We start from the raw sequence: 20,696 nt of genomic DNA, 5'->3' as shown, positions 1-20,696 counted from the left end.
AGTAGTTTTTAGTTGGTAGCGTGGGCTGGGAGATTTGTATAAGAGACAGCCGAAGCGCCCCGGCTCCCCCCGCGGAAGGGGGAGCCGGGGCGCTCGTGGCGGGTCGGGTGCGGCCGGGCCTCAGGAGGCCGGGCCCACCCGGACGGTGGTGATCCGGCCGCCCTGGGACTCGCGCACCACCTCGATCTTGGTGTTGGTGTCCGGCACCTTCACCCCGAGCTGCGGGGTGGCCGGGTCGGAGTAGACGCCGGTGCGGTCGTTGAAGACCGGGACGGCCGGCTCGCTGCCGATCCGGACCGGGACGCCGCCCTTGTGCAGGGTGAAGGCGGTGGTCGGCTTCAGCGAGAAGGTCGCGTCGAAGGTCTGCGCGCGGCCGTTGACCAGCGTGCCGTCGGCGAACCGGATCGGCGTGGGGTGCGCGTCGACCGGAAGGATCAGGCCGCCGCCCGGGTGGTCCTTGGTGTTGTTGTCGCCGTACCCGGTGTCCCAGAGCCAGATCAGCACGCCCTCCTGGTACGGGTAGTTGTCGACGATGTCCTTCTTGCCGTCGACGCCGGTGTACCCGAAGTTGTACGGGCCGGTCTTCAGGAAGGCGCCGTAGCCGGCGTACCGGCGGTTCTCCACCAGGTAGGCGCGCGGGTGCTGCTTGACCGCGGTGCGGCCGGTGATCGTGGTGAACCCGGTGGCGGTCCAGCCGTCGGCGCCGTTCTCGGCGCCGTCGCTGAACAGCTCGGTGGCGCCCGCGGCGATCCGGACGGCGTCGACCAGGACGCCCCTCCCGTGCGTGTTGTTGTCCGAGGTGACGTGGAACCGCAGCCGCACCTGCCGTCCGGCGTACTCGTCCAGCGGGATCGACAGCTGCCGGTAGGCGCCCGAAGTGCCGGTCAGGCCGGGCGTGTTGGCGGTGGTGGTGCCGATCGGCGCGCCGTCGACGGTGCCGCCGAGCGGCTTCCAGGACTTGCCCTCGTCGGTGGAGGCCTCGACGGTCAGGAAGTCGTAGTCCTGCTCGATGTCGTACCAGGTGGCCGCGGTCAGGGTGACCGGGCCGCTCACCGCGCGCAGGTCGACCGTGCGGGCCAGCGAGTTGTCGAGGTTGTCACCGGTGTCGCTCCACCACTGCTTCCCGCCCTGGTACGGGTCGGCCAGGTCGGTGCTGGTGGTGCCGTCGGGCAGGTGGACCAGGACGGCCTGCGCCTGGTCGGTGTTGTAGCCGCTGACCCCGAGGGCGTGGCTGGACCGGGTGGCGGCCTGCGCCTCGTCGTAGTTCAGCCAGCCGAACTGAAGCTTGCTCCAGGCGTCGAGGTCACCGGGGTAGCCGCCGGTGGTGTTCCTCCCCTTGCCGAGGTAGGAGCCGGAGGACATCAGCGACCAGAAGTTGACGCTGTTGTCGCCGCCGCTGGTGCTGTACAGGTCGGGCAGGCCGAGGTTGTGGCCGAACTCGTGGGAGAACAGGCCGACTCCGCTGTTCTCGCCCGCCTGCACGTAGTCGTAGACGTACAGGCCGGTGTCGCCGACCGGCGCGCCGCCGATCCGGTTGCCTTCCGGGCCGGTCCGGCCGGTCGGGTCCGGGAAGGTCCAACTGCGGTGCGCCCACAGCGCGTCGGCGCCCTGCGCGCCGCCACCCCAGGTCTCGTCGACGCCGGCGTGCACCACGATCACGTTGTCCAGGTAGCCGTCGGGCTGGTTGAACTCGCCGTTCTTGTCGTGGTCGTAGCGGTCGTAGACGTCGTACTGGGCCAGCTCGGCCTTCACCTCGGCGGCCGTCCGGCCCTTGGCGATCTCGCCGTCGTACCAGGCCTTGACGGCGTCGCGGATGAACTCCTGGGCCTGGGTCCAGGCGCCGGAACCCTGCGGGCCCTTGTTGCTGCCGTAGCGCGCCTCGTTGTACGGCACGGTGACCCAGTCGCTGACCGTGCCCTCGATGTCGTACCGGCCGGAGGACTGGGTGCGGTAGTAGTTGCGCATCGAGACCGCGCCGGGCGCGTCGTCGAAGAACATCTTCTGGTAGTGGTCGCGGCTGAAGTCGGGGCTCCACAGCGTGTGGTTGTCGCTCTTGCCGGGCTGCGGGATGGTGTTGTGCCGCGGGCCGGGCGTGCCGCCGTAGCGGGGCTGGCCGTTGTACAGGGTGGTGTCGTCCACCTGGTCGCCGAACTGGGCGAGGATGACGAAGACCTTGTCCTTGCGCTGCTGCGCGAGCTGGACGTAGTCGTTGCCGATCTTCACCTTGGCGGGGGCGCGCTTCTCCGCGGTCTTCGCCACGGCGCCCTTGTTGAGCTGCTCCAGCGCCTTGGTGCGCAGCGACTGGCGCTCGCGCTCCTGCGGGGCGAGCGGGCCGGGCGGGGCCTCGGCACCGCCCTCCTCGGCGGCCTGGGCGGCGACGGCCGCCGTGGTGGAGGGGGAGGGGGGAGCGGCCTGGGCGGGGGTGCCGAGGAGGGTGGCCGCTATCGCGCTCGTGGTGAGCGCCGCCGCGAGTGCCGCGGACATTTTGCGCAACTGACCGGTCCTTTCCGGACGGTGGGGTGGTCGGAGGGACGACCGACGGTCGGGGAGCGCAGGTAATATTTCACATGTCATGGGTCACACGGAAGATGGCGGAATCCGTCTGTCCTGGCGTCCGCCGGCCCGGGTGCCCGCCGGCCGGGCCCGAACGCGGAACGCCGCACGACCCGGGCGGGTCGTGCGGCGCGTGCGGCCCGGTGCGGTCAGCCCGCGGTGTATTCCACGACGACGCTGATCAGTGCCAGCGCCCCGAACACCAGCCCCGGGGTGGTCCGCCCGGCGGCGTGCAGGGCCAGCGCGCCGATCGCGAAGACCGCCAGCTTGACGGCGATCTCCGCGGCGAGCGGCAGCCGGACGGTCGGTCCGCCGGCGGCCAGGAACAGGCCCCAGGTCAGGCCGGCGAGCACCGGCGCGCCCACCCCGAGCAGGATCCGGGTGACCGTCCCGGAACCGGTCTTGAAACCCCAGTAGCAGAGCGCCGCCAGCAGCCCCAGCTCCAGGGCGAAGGCGAGCCCGCCGTTGACGACGGTCACCGGGGTCCACTGCCGCTGCGCGACCGGGCCCGGTCTGCTGATCCTCATCCGTTCGTCCTCCCCGTTCCGTGCGGCGCCCCGGCGGGGCGCCGATCACGGCGGGAGTCTGGCAGCCGGGCTCGTGCCGGCACAATGGATCAGCTCAAGGATCCCCGCAGGAAGGCGAGTTCGGCCTGGGCGACGTGCTCCTGCACCCCGCCCGGGGTCATGTGGGTGACGCCGGGCAGCGGCAGCACGCTGTGCGGGCGGCCGGCCCGGGTGAGGGCCTGGGAGAGCAGCAGGGTGTGCGAGGGGTGCACGTTGTCGTCGGCCAGGCCGTGGATCAGCAGCAGCGGCCGGGTGAGTGACGGCGCGTCCGCGATCAGCGAGTCCGCGGCGTACCCCGCGGGGTTCTGCTGCGGCAGGCCGAGGTAGCGCTCGGTGTACGCGGTGTCGTACCGGCGGAAGTCGGTGGGCGGGGCGCCCGCGCAGGCGGCGTGGAACACGTCCGGGCGGCGCAGCACGGCGAGCGCCGCGAAGTACCCGCCGTAGGACCAGCCGCGGACGCCGACCCGGCCGAGGTCCAGGTCGGGGTGGTCGGCGGCGAGTGCCCGCAGTGCGGCGACCTGGTCGTCCAGCGCCACCTGGGAGAACCGGCGGAAGATCGTCCGGGTGAAGGCGGGGGAGACGAACGGGGTGCCGCCGTTGTCGGTGGTGACCACGGCGAAGCCCTGGTCGGCCCACCACTGCTTGAGCTGCCAGCGGCGCGGCTCGTTGGCCACCGCCTGGTAGCCGGGACCGCCGTAGACGTCCAGCAGGACGGGCAGCCGCCGGCCGGGGACGTGGTCGCGCGGGTACACCACCGCGGTGGGCAGCGCGCGTTCGGTGACCCGGGCGAGTCGCGGCTCGACCCGGTAGGGCAACGCGGCGGCGAGGTCGGTGAGTTCGCGTTCGCCGCCGGCGTGGCGCACGGTGCGGCGGATGCCGTCCGGTCCGGCGGAGGTGAGCAGCAGGGTGTCGCCGGCGGCGAGCGCGGAGTGCACGCCGGGGCCGGAGCTGAGCCGCTCGGCCGGGCCGCCGTCCGGGTCGACCAGGTGGACGTGCTGGTCGAACGGGTCGCCCTCGCCGGTCTCGCAGAGCAGCCGGCCGCGCAGCCGTCCGACCACCCGGCGGATCTGCAGTCCGGCGGTGTCCAGCGGCTTGCCGTCCAGGGCCAGGCCGCGGGCGTCGGGGGTGTCGTGGACGGTGAGCAGCCGGCCGTCGTCCAGCCGGGCCGGCGTGCCCGGCAGGTCGTCCACCCAGAACTCGTCGCTGGTGCGGGAGAGTTCGGTGCTCAGGCCGGTGGCCGGGTCGGCGGAGAGCAGCAGCACGTGCTGCTGGAGCCGGTCGGCGACGGTGAGCAGCACCTCGTCCGGGCCCGCCCACTCGGCGGCGCAGAGGTAGGGGAACTCGGCGTCGTCCCAGCGCAGCCGGACCTTGCCGCCGTCCAGGCCGAGGACCCAGAGCTGGACGTCGGCGTTGGGTCCGCCGGCCTGCGGGTAGGCGAAGTCCTCCGGCTGCTCGTCCGGGCGGGCCGGGTCGGCGAAGTAGCGGCGGGGCAGGGCGGATTCGTCCACCCGGGCGGCCAGCAGCGCGCCGCCGTCGGGGCGCCACCAGTGGCCGCGCGAGCGGCCGAGCTCCTCGGCGGCGGCGAACTCGGCGACGCCCCAGCGGGCGCCGTCGGCGGGGCTGAGCGGCTCGGTGCCGGGGGTGACGTACAGGGCGTCGTCGGCGACGTAGGCGATCCGTGCCCCGGTGGCGTCCGGTCGGGGGTCGAAGGCTGGCCCGGCGACCGGGAGTTCGGTGCAGGTGCCGGCGGCGGTGTCGGCGCGGAACAGTCGGCCGTCGAGGGTGAAGGCGGCGACCGCGAGGTCGGGAGTGGCCGCGTAGGAGCCGATGCCGGCGGCGGTCAGCCGGATCCGCTCGCGCAGCCGGCGCTCGGTGTCCGGGAGGTCGGCCGGGTCGCCGGTGCGGCCGGGGGCGAGGGTGGCGGGGTCGGCGACGAGCCGCTCCTCGCCGGTGGCCAGGTCGAGCAGGTGGAGCCGGTCGACCTGGTCCTCGGGGCCGGCGGAGCGGAGCAGCAGCAGCCGGGTACCGTCCTCGCTGAGGACGGTCGCACGCGGAGCGCCGTAGCCGAAGCGGCCCGTACGGGCGCTGAGGGAGAGGTAAGGGTCGGTGATGGTCACGGGCCCGATGTTCGCCGCGCGGCGCCACCCGGACCAGTAGTACGACATGTGAAATGTCACACATCACTAGGCTAGGATCACCCTCATGGAGGCGAAGTGATCGAGGACCCGCGGACCGCCGAACCGCCCGCGCCGCTGCCCGGCACCGAGGAGCTGTTCACCCTGGACCGGGAGGCGGCCCACCTCAACCACGGCTCGTACGGCACCGTGCCCGTCCCGGTGCAGCGGGTGCAGGAACGGCTCCGGGCGGAGCAGGAGCGGGATCCGGACGGCTTCTTCGCCGACCTGCCCGGACGGGTCGGCGCCGCCCGCGCCCGGCTGGCCGCCGAGCTGGGCCCCGGCCCGGACCGGCTCGCCCTGGTCGCCAACGTCACCGAGGCGGTCGCGATCGCGCTGGACAGCGTCCCGCTCGCGCCCGGCGACCGGATCCTGGTCACCGACCACGGGTACGGCGCGGTCACCCAGGCCGTCCGGCGGCGCGCCGCGGAGGCCGGCGCCGAGGTGCGCACCGTCCGCCTGCCGCTGGAGACCCCGGACGAGGACGCCGTCCGGGAGGCCGTCCTCGCCGGGTGCGACGGCCGGACGGTGCTCGCCGTCCTCGACCAGCTCAGCTCGCCCACCGCCCGCCGGATCGCCGGACCGGCCCTGCTCGCCGCCCTGCGCGGGCACGGCGTGACCACGGTGGTGGACGGCGCCCACGCCCCGGGGATGCTGGCCGCGCCGGTCGAGCCGGACGCCGACTTCTGGTTCGGCAACCTGCACAAGTGGGCCTTCGCGCCGCGCGCCACCGGTGTGCTCGCCGTCCGCCCGGAGTGGACCGATAAGGTCCGTCCGCTGGCCCTCTCCTGGGAGCACCACCGCGGCTTCCCGGCCAACGTGGAGTGGCGCGGCACCTACGACTACACGCCCTGGCTGGCCGCTCCGGCCGGGTTCGAGCTGCTGCACGGGCTCGGCGCCGACCGGGTGCGCCGGCACAACGCGCGGCTGGCCGCCCACGGCCAGGCGGTCCTGGCCCGGCGCCTCGGCCTGGAGCCGCTGCCGGCCACCCCCGGGGTCGCGATGCGCGCGCTGCGGCTGCCCGCCGGCCACGGCGAGGACGACGGGACCGCGGTGGCGCTGATGGCGGAGCTGTGGCGGCGGCACGGCGTCCGGACGGTGGTGCGCCCCTGGCCGGGCGGCGGGGTGCTGCGGGTGAGTGCGCAGCTGTACAACCGGGCGCACGAGTACGAGCGGCTGGCGGCGGGGCTGGCGGAGTCGCTCGCGGGGCGTTAGCGCCCGAGGGCGTCGGCGGGCCGGGGCGGCCGCGCCACCCCGGCGTCCGACGGGCGGTGCGCGCCCTGGACGTGAGGCCCGCGCGGTGGTGCGCGCCCCGTCCCCGGCGCCCGCCGGGCTGTGCACGCCCTGCGCCCGGCCGTCCGCTCCGCCGGCCGGGCGGCCGGGCGCGTGTCGGCCGCGCCGACGGCGGGCCGGGTGGCCCAGAGTGGTGCCGCCGACCGGCCGCCGCCGACGCCGGCGGCCCGTCGCCGCACCTCCCGGAGGCCCCGTGCGTCCCCTTCCCGCCCGGCGGTGGTGCGTGCCGCTGGTCACGCTCCTCACCGCGCTGTTCGTCGCCGGCCCGGCGCCGAGCCGCCCGCACGCCGAGGCGCGGGCCGACGCCTGGGCCGCCACCCGGTCCGACACGCGGTCCGGCGCGGACCCGGCGGGCGCGGAGCTCGCCGCCGACCTGGACCGGCTGCTCGCCGACCGGCGGCTGGCCGGTGCCCAGGTGTCGGTGGAGGTCACCGACGCCGCCACCGGCGAGGTGGTCTACCAGCACGCGCCCGACGCCCTGCTGCTGCCGGCCTCCACCCTGAAGACCGTGACGGCCGCCGCCGCGCTCGAACTGCTCGGCCCGGACCACCGCTTCGCCACCGAGGTGCTGGCCGCCGGCCCCCGCGTCGGCGGCCGGCTGGACGGCGACCTGGTGCTGCGCGGCGGCGGGGACCCGAGCCTGCTGCCCGCCGACCTGGACGAGCTGGCCCACCGGGTCGCCGCGGCCGGCGTCACCGAGGTCACCGGCGCCGTCCGGGCCGACGCGACCCGCTGGGACGACGTCCGGCTGGGCCCCAACTGGGCCTGGGACGACCAGCCGTACTACTACAGCCCGCAGATCTCGGCGCTCACCCTGACCACCGACACCGACTACGACCCGGGCACCGTCCGGCTGACCGTCACGCCGGGCGGGGAGCCGGGCCGTCCGGCGGCCGTCCGGCTCACCCCCGCCGACGCCCCGGTCCGCCTCACCGGCCGGATCGACACCGCGCCGGCCGGCGGCGCGCCGGCCGTGGACGTCACCCGCCGGCTCGGCGGCAACGAGATCGTGCTGGCCGGCAGCGTTCCGGCGGGCGCCGCCCCCACCGAGGAGTGGGTCACCGTCGACGACCCGGCCGCGGTGGCCGCCTCGGTGTTCGCGGCCGCCCTGGCCCGGCACGGCGTGACGGTGGGCGGGGGCGTGGCGGCGGGCCGGGCCGCCCCGGCGGACGCCGCCCCGCTGGCCCGGCACGAGTCGGCGACGGTCGGCGAGCTGACGGTGCCGTTCCTCAAGCTGAGCAACAACGGCATCGCCGAACACCTGGTGAAGGAGATCGGCCTGGTCCGGGCCGGCTCCGGCAGCTGGACCGCCGGTCTCGCCGAGGTGGCCGCGTTCGTCCACCGGAACGGCCTGGACACCACCGTCGCCCGGCAGAGCGACGGCTCCGGGCTGTCCCGGCACAACCTGATGACCGCCCGGCGGTTCGCCGCCCTGCTCGAGTTCGCCCGCGGCCGGCCGTGGTTCCGGGTCTGGTACGACGCCCTGCCGGTGGCCGGCGACCCGCGCCGGATGGTCGGCGGGACGCTCGCCCACCGTTTGGCGGGCACCGCCGCCGAGGGCCGGGTGCACGCGAAGACCGGCTCCATGACCGGGGTCGACACCCTGACGGGGTACGTCGAGGGCGGGGCCCGGACCCTGGCGTTCACGGTGCTGTGCAACAACTTCGCCGACGGCAGCCCGCGTCCGGTGATCGACGCGCTCGTCGTCCGGCTGGCGGGCGGCCCCGCGGTGCCGCCCGGGCCCGCTCCCGCGCACCCGGCCGTCCGGACGGGCGGGAAGTCGGACCTGGACTGGACCTGACCTGCCCCGGCGCCGGACCCGGCCCCGACCGGCCCCGACCCGGCGCTGGACCCGGCCCCTGGCCGGACCGGGTCAGAGTCCCTGGTCGGGGCCGCCCGCGCGCAGTTCCGCGAGCAGCACGTTCTGGTCGTCGATCAGCCCGGTGAGGATCCGCCGGGCGGTCCGGAGCAGGTCCGCGACCTCGGCGCCGGCCAGCGCGTACACCACCGTGCTGCCCTCGCGGCTGGCGGTGACGATGCCCGACCGGCGCAGGACGGCGAGCTGCTGGGAGAGGCTGGACGGCTCGACCTCCAACTCGGCCAGCAGGTCCCGTACGGGCGTCGGTCCGGCCTGGAGCAGCTCCAGGACCCGGATCCGGATCGGGTGGCCGAGCATCCGGAAGAACTCGGCCTTGGCCTGGTACAGCGCGACCCCCACGGCGCTCCCTCCTTCGGTGCCCGGTGCGTTCAGATCTCCAGCGCGAGCTCGATCCGCTTGAGCTGGTGGCGGGCCATCGCCAGGTTGGAGCGGGTGCGGTTGAGCGCGAGGAAGAGGAAGAGCCCGCGGCCGTTCGGCATGGTGAGCGGCCGCAGCAGGTGGTACTGGCTGGTCAGGCTGACCAGGATGTCCTCGATCTCGTTGTCGTGCAGGTTGAGCAGTTCCATGGCCCGCATCTTGGCGCGGACCACGTCGGTGTTGCCGGCGGCGGCGACGTTGAGGTCCAGCTCGCCGCCGTCGCCGAGGGAGCCGAGGGCCATGCCGCTGCCGTAGTCGACCAGGGCGATGCCGATCGCGCCTTCGATCGCCATGGCCTCCTTGAGCGAGGTCTCCAGGTTCGCCATCGTGTTCTCCTCCTGTAGCCGGGGGACTCCCGTGCGTGGTGGCTGTGGCACCGAATGTAGGGAGGCCGGACGCCGGTTCACCGCGGATGACCGCAGACGTTCGAATCAGAGTGGGGAACGATCGGTTTGCGGCTGTTCGGCGGCTGCTTGAAGACATTTGCAACTATGGATGTGAGAGAGAACTGATCCGGGGTCCCGAAAAACGGTGCTATCGATGTCAGTCCTCCCGGGTAACCTCTCGCTGAGATGCGAGATCACACCAACCACACCCGGACGGCGATGAACACCCCTCTGCCCGAGCCCTCCGAAGACCGGGAGCTCAACCCCGCCGAGGCGTACGCGGCCTTCCGCCGCCGGGCCAAGGAGCAGGCCACCGCCCTGTACGGCTTCCAGCAGCTGTACGACTTCGAGCTGGACGACTTCCAGGTCGAGGCCTGCCGGGCCCTGGAGGAGGGCTCGGGCGTCCTGGTCGCCGCGCCCACCGGCTCCGGCAAGACCATCGTCGGCGAGTTCGCCGTGCACCTCGCCCTCCAGGGCGGGCGCAAGTGCTTCTACACCACGCCGATCAAGGCCCTGTCGAACCAGAAGTACGGCGACCTGGTCAAGCGCTACGGCGCCGCCAAGGTCGGCCTGCTCACCGGCGACAACTCGGTCAACGGCGACGCCCCGGTGGTCGTGATGACCACCGAGGTGCTGCGCAACATGCTCTACGCGGGCTCCAGCACCCTGGACGGCCTCGGCTACGTGGTCATGGACGAGGTGCACTACCTCGCCGACCGGTTCCGCGGCGCCGTCTGGGAGGAGGTCATCATCCACCTCCCGGAGTCCGTCACCCTGGTCTCGCTCTCGGCCACCGTCTCCAACGCCGAGGAGTTCGGCGACTGGCTGGACACCGTGCGCGGCGGCACCAAGGTGATCGTCTCCGAGACCCGGCCCGTGCCGCTCTGGCAGCACGTGATGGCCGGCAACCGGATGTACGACCTCTTCGCCGACCCGGACCGCGACGGCCGCCCCAAGGACGCCCCGCGCAACCCGGCCAAGGCGGTCAACCCCGAGCTCGTCCGGCTCGCCCGCTCCGAGCTGGACCGCAACCCGCGCGACCGGTTCGGCCGCGGCCGCGGCCGCTCCATGCCCAACGGCCGCCCCGGCCGGGTCTGGACGCCGGGCCGGGTCGACGTCATCGACCGCCTGGACGCCGAGGGCCTGCTGCCCGCGATCACCTTCATCTTCAGCCGGGCCGGCTGCGAGGCCGCCGTCCAGCAGTGCCTCTCCTCCGGCCTGCGGCTCAACAAGGAGGAGGACCGCGCCAAGGTCCGCGCCATCGTCGAGGAGCGCTGCGCCGACATCCCCGACGAGGACCTGCACGTCCTCGGCTACTTCGAGTGGCTGGACGGCCTGGAGCGCGGCATCGCCGCCCACCACGCCGGGATGCTGCCCAGGTTCAAGGAGGTCGTCGAGGAGCTCTTCGTGAAGGGCCTGGTCAAGGCCGTCTTCGCGACCGAGACCCTGGCGCTCGGCATCAACATGCCCGCCCGCTCGGTGGTCATGGAGAAGCTGGTCAAGTGGAACGGCGAGACCCACGCCGACATCACCCCCGGCGAGTACACCCAGCTCACCGGCCGGGCCGGGCGGCGCGGCATCGACGTCGAGGGCCACGCCGTGGTGCTCTGGCAGCGCGGCCTCGACCCGGAGGCGCTGGCCGGCCTGGCCGGCACCCGCACCTACCCGCTGAAGTCCTCGTTCCGGCCGTCCTACAACATGGCCGTCAACCTGGTCTCCCAGTTCGGCCGGCACCGCTCCCGCGAGCTGCTGGAGACGTCGTTCGCGCAGTTCCAGGCGGACCGCTCGGTGGTCGGCATCGCCCGCCAGGTCCAGCGCAACGAGGAGGGGCTGGAGGGCTACCGCGAGTCGATGACCTGCCACCTCGGCGACTTCGACGAGTACATGGAGCTGCGCCGCCGGCTCAAGGACCGCGAGAACGAGCTCGCCCGCGAAGGCACCAGCCAGCGCCGCGCCGCCGCCGTCGAGTCCATCGAGCAGCTGAAGCCGGGCGACGTCATCCACGTCCCGACCGGCAAGTTCGCCGGCCTCGCGCTCGTCCTCGACCCGGGCCTGCCGCCGGTCAGCCGCAACGGCCGCAACGGCGGCCGCCACCCGGACTACCAGGACGGCCCGCGCCCGGTCGTGCTCACCGCCGAGCGGCAGGTCAAGCGGCTCGCGATGATCGACTTCCCGCACCCGGTCGCCGCCATCGAACGACTGCGGATCCCCAAGTCCTTCAACCCGCGCAGCCCGCAGTCCCGGCGCGACCTCGCCTCCGCGCTGCGCACCAAGGCCGGCCACCTGGAGCCCGAGCGGTTCCGCCGCGGCCGCGCGGCCGCCGCCGACGACCCCGAGATCACCCGGCTGCGCGCCGCCCTGCGCCAGCACCCGTGCCACGGCTGCGACGAGCGCGAGGACCACGCCCGCTGGGCCGAGCGCTACCACCGGCTGCACCGCGACACCGAGCAGCTGGAACGCCGGATGCGCTCGCGCACCCACACCATCGCCCGCACCTTCGACCGGGTCTGCGGCCTGCTCACCGATCTCGGCTACCTGCAGGGCGACACCGTCACCGAGGACGGCAAGCGGCTCGGCCGGCTCTACGGCGAGCTCGACCTGCTCGCCTCCGAGTGCATCCGCGAGGGCGTCTGGAACGGTCTGGCCGCCGCCGAGCTGGCCGCCTGCGCCTCGGCGCTGGTCTACGAGGCCCGCCAGTCCGACGACGCCGCCGCCCCCCGGGTGCCCGAGGGCAAGGCCAAGGAGGCGCTCGGCCAGATGGTCCGGATCTGGGGCCACCTGGACGCCCTGGAGGAGCAGCACCGGATCAACACCGCCGAGGGCGTCGGCCAGCGCGAGCCCGACCTCGGCTTCGCCTGGGCCGCCTACCGCTGGGCACTCGGCCACAACCTCGACCAGGTGCTGCGCGACGCCGACATGCCGGCCGGCGACTTCGTCCGCTGGACGAAGCAGCTGATCGACGTCCTCGGCCAGATCCAGGACGCGGCCGGCGAGGACGCCGAGCTGCGCAGGACCGCCCGCAAGGCCGTGGACGGTCTGCGCCGCGGCATCATCGCCTACTCCTCGGTGGGCTAGCCGGACACCGCGAAGGGGCCCGCGCGTTCACCACGAACGCGCGGGCCCCCCGTCGTGGCTCAGCGGGTGGCGAGGGCTTCGATGACGCGCTCCAGGGAGGTGCCGAGGCCCCAGCGGGTGGAGAGTTCCTCCAGGGTCATCGGGTCCAGGGGCTCGCGCGGCAGTGACGGGTCGAAGTCGGGGAGCGGGGCGTCGGCGGCGACCCGCACCACCTTCGGGGCGACGTCCAGGTAGGCCGCGCCCTCGACGATGTTGCGGCGGCGGGCGGGGGTGAGCTTCGAGCCGATGTCCAGCGCGGCGGCCCGGATGCCGGCGAGGTCGCCGTACTCGTGGATCAGCTGGGCGGCGGTCTTCTCGCCGATGCCCTTGACGCCGGGCAGGCCGTCGCTCGGGTCCCCGCGCAGGGCGGCCAGGTCGGCGTACTGGGCGCCCCGCACGCCGTACTTCTCCAGCAGCAGTGCGTCGTCGGTGACCTGCAGGTTCCCCATGCCCTTGACGGGGTAGAGCACGGTGATCCGCCGGGCGTCGTCGACCAGCTGGAAGAGGTCGCGGTCGCCGGTGACGATCTGGACCGGGCCCTTCGCCCGGGCGGTCAGGGTGCCGATCACGTCGTCCGCCTCGTAGCCGGGGGAGCCGACCCGGGCGAGGCCGAGCGCGTCGAGCACCTGCTCGATCACCGGCACCTGCGGGGCGAGCGTGTCGGGCACCTCCTCCTCGCCGTCCTCGGCGTCCTCGGCGACCCGGTGCGTCTTGTAGGAGGGGACGAGGTCCACGCGCCACTGCGGGCGCCAGTCGGCGTCCATGCAGGCGACCAACTGGTCGGGCCGGTGGTCATGGACCAGGCGGGCGATGAAGTCGAGCAGGCCCCGGACGGCGTTGACCGGCTCGCCCTGCGGGGAGCGCAGGGAGTCCGGCACGCCGAAGTAGGCCCGGAAGTACAGGCTGGCGGAGTCGAGCAGCATCAGTCGCGGTGCGGTCACGCGTCAGATCATGCCGCACCGCGCCGACGGACACCCGGTTCTCAGTGTTCGTGCGGGCCGGCGCGGTGGACCGGGCCGTGCGCGTCGGCGCAGTGGTCGGGGACCGGCTCGCCCGGGGTGGTGATCTGGAGCAGCGCGCCCGCCTCGTCCTCGCCGACGTGGTCGACCTGGAGCGTGCTGTGGGTGATCCCGTACTCGCCGGCCAGCCGGCGCTGCAGCTCGCGGCGGACGGCGTGGCAGTCGCCGCCCGGGGTGACCAGGATGTGCGCCGACAGGGCCGGCTGGCCGGAGGTGATCTCCCAGATGTGCAGGTCGTGGATCTCCTCGACGAGGGGCTGGGCGACCAGCCGGTCGGCCACCGTGTCCGGGTCGATGCCGGCCGGCGCGGCCTCCAGGAAGATCCGCCCGGAGTCGCGGACGAGGCCGATGCCGGCCTTCAGCATCAGCGCCACCACGATCAGCGAGGCGATCGCGTCGGCCCGGACGAAGCCGGTGGTCAGCATGATCACACCGGCGACGGCGGTGGCGACGAAGGCGTAGAGGTCGGTGAGCACGTGCTGGAAGGCGCCCTCGACGTTGAGCGAGGTGCGGTTGGCCTTGGACATGCACCAGGTGGCGGCCAGGTTGACCACGATCCCGACCAGCGCGGTGGCCAGCACCAGCGAGCCGGTCACCTCCGGCGGTTCGATCAGCCGGGTGATCGACTCGTAGCCGAGCCAGGCCGACAGCACCAGCAGGGTGACGCCGTTGGCCTGGGCGGAGAGGATCTCGGCCCGCTTCAGCCCGTAGGTGTACCCGCCGCGGGCAGGCCGGGCGGCGAGCCGCATCGCGACCAGTGCCAGCACGATCGAGGCGGCGTCGGTGAGCATGTGCGCGGCGTCGGAGATCAGTGCCAGCGACTGCGCGGCGAAGCCGACCACGACCTCGCCGGCCATGAACAGCACGATCAGCGCGAGTGCGCTCAGCAGCCAGCGGCGGTCGGCGTCGGCGGCGACGCCGTGCGAGTGCCCGCCGTGCCCTCCGCCCTGGCCGTGCCCGCCGTGACCATGACCGTGACCGTGGCCGTGCCCGCCGCGGCCGCCGCCCCGGGGGGAGTGCCCGTGATCATGCGCATGATCATCATGGGAATGCTCGTGCCCGGCCATCGAAGTCCTCTCCTGGACGCACGGGGATAGCGGAAGGGGGTGCGACTGCCCCGCACCCGAAGTGAACCTCAGATCGAACGAAGATCCAAAGGCTGCACTGGAGACCGTTGTCATTGCCGCGCCGTAACCCCCGTCCGGTATCGTCGCGCCGCCACCGAGCGGGGGCCGAGCAGGGGCTGAGCAGGGGAGACACGGCATGGAACGGACCGGACGGGTCGGCCTCGGGACGATCGCCCGGGAGTGGGGCCGGATCGGCGTGCTCGGCTTCGGCGGGCCGCCCGCGCACATCCTGCTGCTGCGCCGCCTCTGCGTGGAGCGGCGCAAGTGGCTGGAGCCGGACGAGTTCGAGGACGGGATCGCCGCCACCAACCTGCTGCCCGGCCCGGCCTCCACCCAACTCGCCATCCTCACCGCCTGGCGGCTGCGCGGCACCCCCGGCGCGCTGGTCGGCGGTGTCTGCTTCATCGCCCCGGGGCTGGTGCTGATCCTCGCCCTCTCGGTGCTCTTCCTGGCCGGCGACCCGCCGCACTGGGTGCTCGGCGCGGCGGCCGGCGCCGGTGCGGCCGTCCCGGCGGTCGCGGTGCAGGCCGCCACCTCGCTGATCCCGGCCAGCCTCACCCGGGCCGGCCGGGAGCGGGCCGCCCGGGCCCGCTGGGCCGGGTACGCGCTGGCGGGTGCGGCGGCCGCGATCCTCACCGGCCCCTGGCTGGTGCTGGTGCTGATCGCCTGCGGGCTGACCGAGATCGCCGTCCGGGCCCCGGGCCGAGGCCCTGGCCGGGGGCGGCCGGCCGCGCTGCCGTGGGCCGCCGCGCTGCCGGCCCTGCCCGCGCTCGGCGGGCTCGGTGCACTGGCCTGGGTGGCGTTCAAGGTGGGCGCGCTCTCCTACGGCGGCGGATTCGTGATCATCCCGCTGATGCGGGACGACGCGGTCCACCGGTACCACTGGATGACGGACGGACAGTTCCTCAACGCCGTCGCCCTCGGCCAGGTCACCCCCGGCCCGGTGGTGCACACCGTCGCCGTGGTCGGCTACGCGGCCGCCGGGCTCGGCGGCGGACTGCTGGCGGCGGTGGTCGCCTTCGCACCGTCCTTCCTGTTCGTGCTCCTCGGCGGCCGGCACTTCGACCGGCTCCGGGCGGACCGGCGGGTGCAGGACTTCCTGACCGGTGCCGGGCCGGCGGTGATCGGCGCCATCGCGGGCTCGGCCGTCCCGCTCGCCGCCGCGCTCGGCCACGGCTGGCAGTGGGGGGCGCTGGCGGCCGCCCTGCTGTGGCTGGTCGCCGCTCGCCGGGGCGTGGTGTCCGCCCTGCTCGCGGCGGGCGCCGCCGGGGTGCTCGCCGCGGCGGCCGGTCTGCCGGTGGCGTAGGGCCGCGCACGGGTGCGCTCCGGCGGTGGCGTGGGGCCGGGCAGGGGTGCGCCGAGCACGCCGCCCGGATGCCGCCCGGGCCGCTCGCCGCCGCGGCGGCCCTGCCCCGGCCGGAGGGCGGGCCGCTCGGGTAGCGGTGGCCGGCCGGTGGCGGCAGCCGGAAAGCGTGCCGCTCCGGCAGCGGGGCGCGGACCCGGTCCGGCAGCGGGGCGCGGACCCGGCCCGACGGCGGGGGGCCCGCGGCTCAGCCGAGCACGACCGCCCCCATCGCCTCCACCGCTTCCAGCGGCATCGTCCGGGCTGCCGTCGCCGCCCGGACGAGGGCCTGCATCACCCGCAGGTCCTCGCCCTGCTCGGGGTGCCACTGCACGCCCAGCGTGAAGCCCGGCCCCTCCACCGCCTCGATCGTGCCGTCCGGCGCGTGCGCGCTCACCCGCAGGCCGTCGCCGAGCCGGTCCACCGCCTGGTGGTGGAAGGTCGGCACGGTCAGCTCGCTCTCCGGCAGCAGCCCGCCGAGCAGCGTCCCGGGCACCGGCCGTACCGCGTGCTCGCCGTACTTGCCGGGCGAGCCGCCGTGCACGTCCGGGCTGACCACGTCCGGCAGGTGCTGCAGCAGCGTCCCGCCGCAGACCACGTTCAGCACCTGCATGCCCCGGCAGATCCCCAGCAGCGGAATGCCGGCCGCCAGCGCCGCCCGGATCAGCGCCGCCTCCCAGACGTCCCGCTCCGGCGAGTCCACCTCCGTCCGCGGGTGCCGCGGCTGCCCGTAGTACGCCGGGTCGAGGTCCGGCCCGCCCGCGATGACCAGCGCGTCCAGCCGGGCGAGCACCTCCGGCGCGCGTTCCGGGGCGTCCGGGGGCAGCAGCACCGCGATCCCGCCCGAATTCCGCACGTAGGCGGTGTACCGGTCGGGCACCAGTGCCACCGGTCGGTCCCGCCAGTCGCTCCAACTCGCGTCCACCAGATAGGTGCTGACGCCGATGAAAGGCCTGCGATCCATGGCGCGCATTCTCCACCCGCACCACCCGATACCTCGTCAATCACGGCTCTCGGCGCGCCACACCCGCCCGCCCTCTTCCGCGCCGTCACCGGCAGGCCGTACGGTTCGCTGTGACCGATTGATCTCGCTGAGTGATCGAGGAGGTTCCGCCATGCCCGGTAACGCCACCGCGGGCGCGCCCAGGCGCGCGCCGCTCACCCTGGACGAGCTGCGCACCCTGGTCGATGCCGGCGAGATCCACACCGTCGCGCTCGCCTTCACCGACATGCAGGGCCGGCTGCAGGGCAAACGCTTCGCCGCCCGGTACTTCCTCGACGAGGTCGCCGAGCACGGCGCCGAGGCCTGCGACTACCTGCTCGCCGTCGACGTCGACCTCAACACCGTCGACGGCTACGCGCTGTCCTCCTGGGAGACGGGCTACGGCGACTTCGCCATGCGTCCGGACCTCTCCACCCTCCGGCTCACCCCCTGGCAGCCCGGCACCGCCCAGGTCACCGCCGACCTGGCCCGGCACGGCGGCCACCCGGTCGAGGCCGCGCCCCGGCAGCTGCTGCGCCGTCAGATCGAGCGGCTGGCCGAGTACGGGCTGGCCGCCGACATCGGCACCGAGCTGGAGTTCCTGCTCTTCCGGGACAGCTACGAACAGGCCTGGCTCGGCGGCTACCGCGGCCTGACCCCGGCCAACCAGTACAACGTCGACTACTCGATGCTCGGCACCGCCCGGGTCGAGCCGCTGCTCTCCCGGATCCGGGTCGAGATGGCCGGCGCCGGCCTGATCGTGGAGTCCGCGAAGGGCGAGGCCAACCTCGGCCAGCACGAGATCGCCTTCCGCTACTCCGACGCGCTCACCACCTGCGACCAGCACAGCGTCTACAAGACCGGGGCGAAGGAGATCGCCGCCCAGCAGGGCTGCGCGCTCACCTTCATGGCCAAGTACAACGAGCGCGAGGGCAACAGCTGCCACATCCACCTGTCGCTGCGCGACCTGCACGACCCGGACGCCCCGGCGGGCGGTCCCGGCGCCCCCGTCTTCGCCGACCGCGACGGGCGGATGACCGACACCATGCGGCACTTCCTGGCCGGTCAGCTCGTCGCGCTGCGCGAGTTCAGCCTGCTCTACGCGCCCAACATCAACTCCTACAAGCGCTACCGCCCCGGCTCCTTCGCCCCGACCGCCGTCGCCTGGGGCCGGGACAACCGCACCTGCGCGTACCGGGTCGTCGGCCGCGGTCCTGGCCTGCGGATGGAGAACCGGGTGCCCGGCGGCGACGTCAACCCGTACCTCGCGGTGGCCGGCATGATCGCCGCCGGCCTGCACGGCCTCGAGCAGAAGCTCGACCTGCCCGCGCCCTGCCTCGGCAACGCCTACGCCGTCGACGAGTACGCCCGGGTGCCCGGCTCGCTCCGCGAGGCCGCCGACCTCTGGGCGGAGAGCGAGCTGGCCCACGCGGCCTTCGGCGCCGACGTGGTCGAGCACTACCTGCACATGGCCCGGGTGGAGCAGTCCGCCTACGACAGCGCCGTCACCGACTGGGAGCGCTACCGCTCCTTCGAGCGGATGTGAGCGGATGTGAGCGGACGTGAGCGGACGTGACCGAGTGCGGGCCGACGCGAGCGGGTGTGAGTGATGTGAGCGGCCGTGAGCGGCGCGGGCACGAGCGGGCGGCCCGTGACGAACGTCCGCGTCCCGAGGGAGAGTGAGGAGCGGCATGACCGAGAAGGCCCCCAAGCCCGGGCAGGACGCCCCGGTCTGCCGCCGCCTGGTCGGCCGCGTCGCGGTGATCACCGGCGCGGGCAGCGGCATCGGCCGGGCCGCCGCGCACCGGCTCGCAGCCGAGGGCGCGAAGGTGGTTTGCGCCGACCTCGACGAGCCGTCCGGCACGGCGGCCGCCAAGGAGGTCGGCGGCCTCTTCGTGCACACCGACGTCACCGATCCGTACATGGTCGAGGCGCTGTTCGACGAGGCGTACGAGACCTACGGGAGCGTGGACGTCGCCTTCAACAACGCGGGGGTCTCGCCGCCGGAGGACGGCTCCATCCTGACCACCGGGCTGGAGGCCTGGCGGCGGGTCCAGGAGGTCGACCTGACCTCCGTCTACCTCTGCTGCAAGGCGGCCCTGCCGTACATGCGGCGGCACGGGCGCGGCTCGATCATCAACACCGCGAGTTTCGTGGCCCGGATGGGCGCGGCCACCTCGCAGATCTCCTACACCGCCGCCAAGGGCGGCGTGGTGTCGATGTCCCGCGAACTGGGCGTGCAGTTCGCCCGCGAGGGCATCCGGGTCAACGCGCTCTCGCCCGGGCCGGTGGACACGCCGCTGCTGCGCGAGCTGCTCGCGGAGGACGGGGAGCGGGCGGCCCGGCGGCTGGTGCACATCCCGCTCGGCCGGTTCGCCCGGCCCGAGGAGATCGCCGCCGCGGTCGCCTTCCTCGCCAGCGACGACTCCTCCTTCATCACGGCGAGCGAGTTCCTGGTCGACGGCGGCATCTCCGGGGCGTACGTGACCCCGCGGTAGCCGCCCCGGCGGTGCGCACTTCTCGGGTTCTCACCGTAATCTCATGGAAAATGCCGGGAATTGGGCGCCACTCTGATATCCCGTTTATCCGGATGCCTTTAGATTCTCTGTCGTGAGTGAGCAGATTCCCGCCGGGTGGTACCCGGACCCGAAGGACACCGGCGAGCCGAGACCGCAGCGCTGGTGGGACGGCAAGGGCTGGACGGCCAGCACCCGGCCCGCACCCGAGGACGCCCCGCCGCCGGAGGAGCCGGCGGCCGGGGCCCCGGCGGCCGGGGCTCCGGGGCCGGACGCGGCCGCCGGGACCCGGGTGCTGGAGGGGGAGGTGCTGGGGAGCGGGCCGACGGTCCGCTACCCCGAGCCGCCCCCCTTCGGCACCGCCTACGGCGCCCCGGTACCGCCGCCCGCGAAGCCCCGGCGCAGGCCGTCCAAGCTGGTGCTCGCGACCGCGGTGGCGGCGCTGCTCGGGCTGGCCGTCGGGTCCGGTGTCACCTACCTGGCGATGGACGGCCACGGCGAGAAGCGCGCCTCGCACCGCAGCGCCCGCCCGGCGCCGTCGTACGACGAGGACGGCCCCTGGGGTGGCCTGCCCGACTTCGGCGGCCCGGACGGCAACGGCGGCAACGGCGGGAACGGCGGGAACGGCGGGAACGGCGGCAACGGCGGGAACGGCAAGGGCAACGGGAACGGGAACGGCGGGGGCAACGGCAAGGGGAACGGCAACGGCCGGGGCTCCGGCAGGGGCAGTGGCACCGCCGCGGACCTGGTGAACCGGATCACCCTGCCCGTACCGGCCGGCTGGCAGGGCGGCACCACCAAGGACGGCTACGCCGCGCTCAGCGTGGGCTCGTACACCTGTGAGGGCGGCGGCACCTGCTCGCTCGGCGGCGCCAACACCGGCCGGATCAGCGGCGGCGGCACCGACGTCCAGGCGGCGGCCAAGGCCGACATCGAGAAGGCGGCCAAGGAGTCGTACAACGAGCTCAACTCCCACGAGGAGCTGAAGTCGGAGGCGGTCAAGGTCGACGGCCGGGACGGCTACCTGGTCCGCTGGAAGGTCGATGCGGTGAAGGGCAACGACGGCTACGTGCAGACGGTGGTCTTCCCGTCCGCCGACGGCAAGTCGCTGATCTCCGTCCACCTGGGCTTCGACATCGCCGACAAGGCGCCCGACCTCGGTGTGATGGACAAGATCGTCCAGGGCATCGGCGACCTCACCGGCAAGCTGCCGGGCGTCCCCGGCGGCGGCCCGGACGGCGGACCGGGCACCACCTGACACACCGCTCCGCTCACGGCAGAGGGGGGGCCCCCCCGGCCCGGCCGGGGGGGCGGCCGCGGGGGGGTGG

Annotated in this window: 15 protein-coding genes; 7 read left to right on the top strand and 8 right to left on the bottom strand. The window is 74.2% G+C overall.

What is annotated here, in order from left to right; translation table 11 throughout:
- Window positions 1–120: 120 nt before the first annotated feature.
- From ACFVHB_RS37920 to ACFVHB_RS37910, 3 genes are all read right to left on the bottom strand, one after another.
- Window positions 121–2,484 (bottom strand): immune inhibitor A domain-containing protein, encoded by a 2,364-nt coding sequence (locus ACFVHB_RS37920; RefSeq protein WP_380331911.1) that lies wholly within the window; start codon window positions 2,482–2,484, stop codon window positions 121–123.
- A gap of 218 nt (window positions 2,485–2,702) precedes the next feature.
- Window positions 2,703–3,080, bottom strand: coding sequence for a YrdB family protein (locus tag ACFVHB_RS37915; RefSeq protein WP_380331903.1), 378 nt, complete (start codon window positions 3,078–3,080; stop codon window positions 2,703–2,705).
- Window positions 3,081–3,169: 89 nt separating this feature from the next.
- Window positions 3,170–5,296, bottom strand: a complete 2,127-nt coding sequence (locus ACFVHB_RS37910) for a prolyl oligopeptidase family serine peptidase (RefSeq protein WP_380331900.1) — start codon at window positions 5,294–5,296, stop codon at window positions 3,170–3,172.
- Window positions 5,297–5,332: 36 nt separating this feature from the next.
- Between ACFVHB_RS37910 and ACFVHB_RS37905 the strand changes: the two genes are divergently transcribed.
- Entirely contained in the window at window positions 5,333–6,508 is a 1,176-nt protein-coding gene (locus tag ACFVHB_RS37905) for an aminotransferase class V-fold PLP-dependent enzyme (RefSeq protein ID WP_380331897.1), read from the top strand.
- Window positions 6,509–6,779: 271 nt separating this feature from the next.
- Entirely contained in the window at window positions 6,780–8,387 is a 1,608-nt protein-coding gene (gene dacB / locus ACFVHB_RS37900) for a D-alanyl-D-alanine carboxypeptidase/D-alanyl-D-alanine-endopeptidase (protein WP_380331894.1), read from the top strand.
- A 72-nt stretch (window positions 8,388–8,459) separates the two neighbouring features.
- Here dacB and ACFVHB_RS37895 read toward each other — a convergent pair whose 3' ends face one another.
- Window positions 8,460–8,804 (bottom strand): ArsR/SmtB family transcription factor, encoded by a 345-nt coding sequence (locus ACFVHB_RS37895; RefSeq protein WP_380331891.1) that lies wholly within the window; start codon window positions 8,802–8,804, stop codon window positions 8,460–8,462.
- A 29-nt stretch (window positions 8,805–8,833) separates the two neighbouring features.
- The gene (locus tag ACFVHB_RS37890; RefSeq protein ID WP_380331888.1) at window positions 8,834–9,208 is read right to left on the bottom strand and encodes a hypothetical protein; all 375 of its coding nucleotides are present in this window, start codon (window positions 9,206–9,208) and stop codon (window positions 8,834–8,836) included.
- A gap of 279 nt (window positions 9,209–9,487) precedes the next feature.
- Here ACFVHB_RS37890 and ACFVHB_RS37885 point away from each other — a divergent pair, with 279 nt between their 5' ends.
- Window positions 9,488–12,343 carry a DEAD/DEAH box helicase gene (locus ACFVHB_RS37885; RefSeq protein ID WP_380331908.1) on the top strand — a complete coding sequence of 952 codons (2,856 nt, stop codon included), beginning with the start codon at window positions 9,488–9,490 and terminating at the stop codon, window positions 12,341–12,343.
- Between the two features lie 59 nt (window positions 12,344–12,402).
- On the opposite strand, the gene ACFVHB_RS37880 is transcribed toward ACFVHB_RS37885, so the two are convergent.
- Together ACFVHB_RS37880 and ACFVHB_RS37875 are read right to left on the bottom strand one after the other, a co-directional pair.
- Window positions 12,403–13,305, bottom strand: a complete 903-nt coding sequence (locus ACFVHB_RS37880; protein WP_380331905.1) for a 5'-3' exonuclease H3TH domain-containing protein — start codon at window positions 13,303–13,305, stop codon at window positions 12,403–12,405.
- Between the two features lie 59 nt (window positions 13,306–13,364).
- Window positions 13,365–14,468: a cation diffusion facilitator family transporter gene (locus ACFVHB_RS37875; protein WP_380331885.1), complete on the bottom strand. Its 1,104-nt coding sequence runs from the start codon at window positions 14,466–14,468 to the stop codon at window positions 13,365–13,367.
- Window positions 14,469–14,664: 196 nt separating this feature from the next.
- On the opposite strand from ACFVHB_RS37875, the gene chrA reads away from it, so the two are divergent.
- A complete protein-coding gene (gene chrA / locus ACFVHB_RS37870; protein ID WP_380331882.1) occupies window positions 14,665–15,834 on the top strand; it encodes a chromate efflux transporter in 1,170 nt (389 codons plus the stop codon).
- A gap of 244 nt (window positions 15,835–16,078) precedes the next feature.
- Here chrA and ACFVHB_RS37865 read toward each other — a convergent pair whose 3' ends face one another.
- Window positions 16,079–16,834 (bottom strand): gamma-glutamyl-gamma-aminobutyrate hydrolase family protein, encoded by a 756-nt coding sequence (locus ACFVHB_RS37865; protein WP_380331879.1) that lies wholly within the window; start codon window positions 16,832–16,834, stop codon window positions 16,079–16,081.
- A 151-nt stretch (window positions 16,835–16,985) separates the two neighbouring features.
- Between ACFVHB_RS37865 and ACFVHB_RS37860 the strand changes: the two genes are divergently transcribed.
- From ACFVHB_RS37860 to ACFVHB_RS37850, 3 genes are all read left to right on the top strand, one after another.
- Window positions 16,986–18,398 carry a glutamine synthetase family protein gene (locus ACFVHB_RS37860; RefSeq protein WP_380331876.1) on the top strand — a complete coding sequence of 471 codons (1,413 nt, stop codon included), beginning with the start codon at window positions 16,986–16,988 and terminating at the stop codon, window positions 18,396–18,398.
- Between the two features lie 145 nt (window positions 18,399–18,543).
- Window positions 18,544–19,350: a 3-oxoacyl-ACP reductase gene (locus tag ACFVHB_RS37855; RefSeq protein WP_380331873.1), complete on the top strand. Its 807-nt coding sequence runs from the start codon at window positions 18,544–18,546 to the stop codon at window positions 19,348–19,350.
- Between the two features lie 112 nt (window positions 19,351–19,462).
- Window positions 19,463–20,626, top strand: coding sequence for a DUF2510 domain-containing protein (locus ACFVHB_RS37850; protein ID WP_380331870.1), 1,164 nt, complete (start codon window positions 19,463–19,465; stop codon window positions 20,624–20,626).
- Window positions 20,627–20,696 lie beyond the last annotated feature (70 nt).

Source organism: Kitasatospora sp. NPDC127111, assembly GCF_042677465.1.
In the GTDB taxonomy this organism is placed as follows: domain Bacteria; phylum Actinomycetota; class Actinomycetes; order Streptomycetales; family Streptomycetaceae; genus Kitasatospora.
This window is presented reverse-complemented; position numbering and strand designations above follow the sequence as displayed.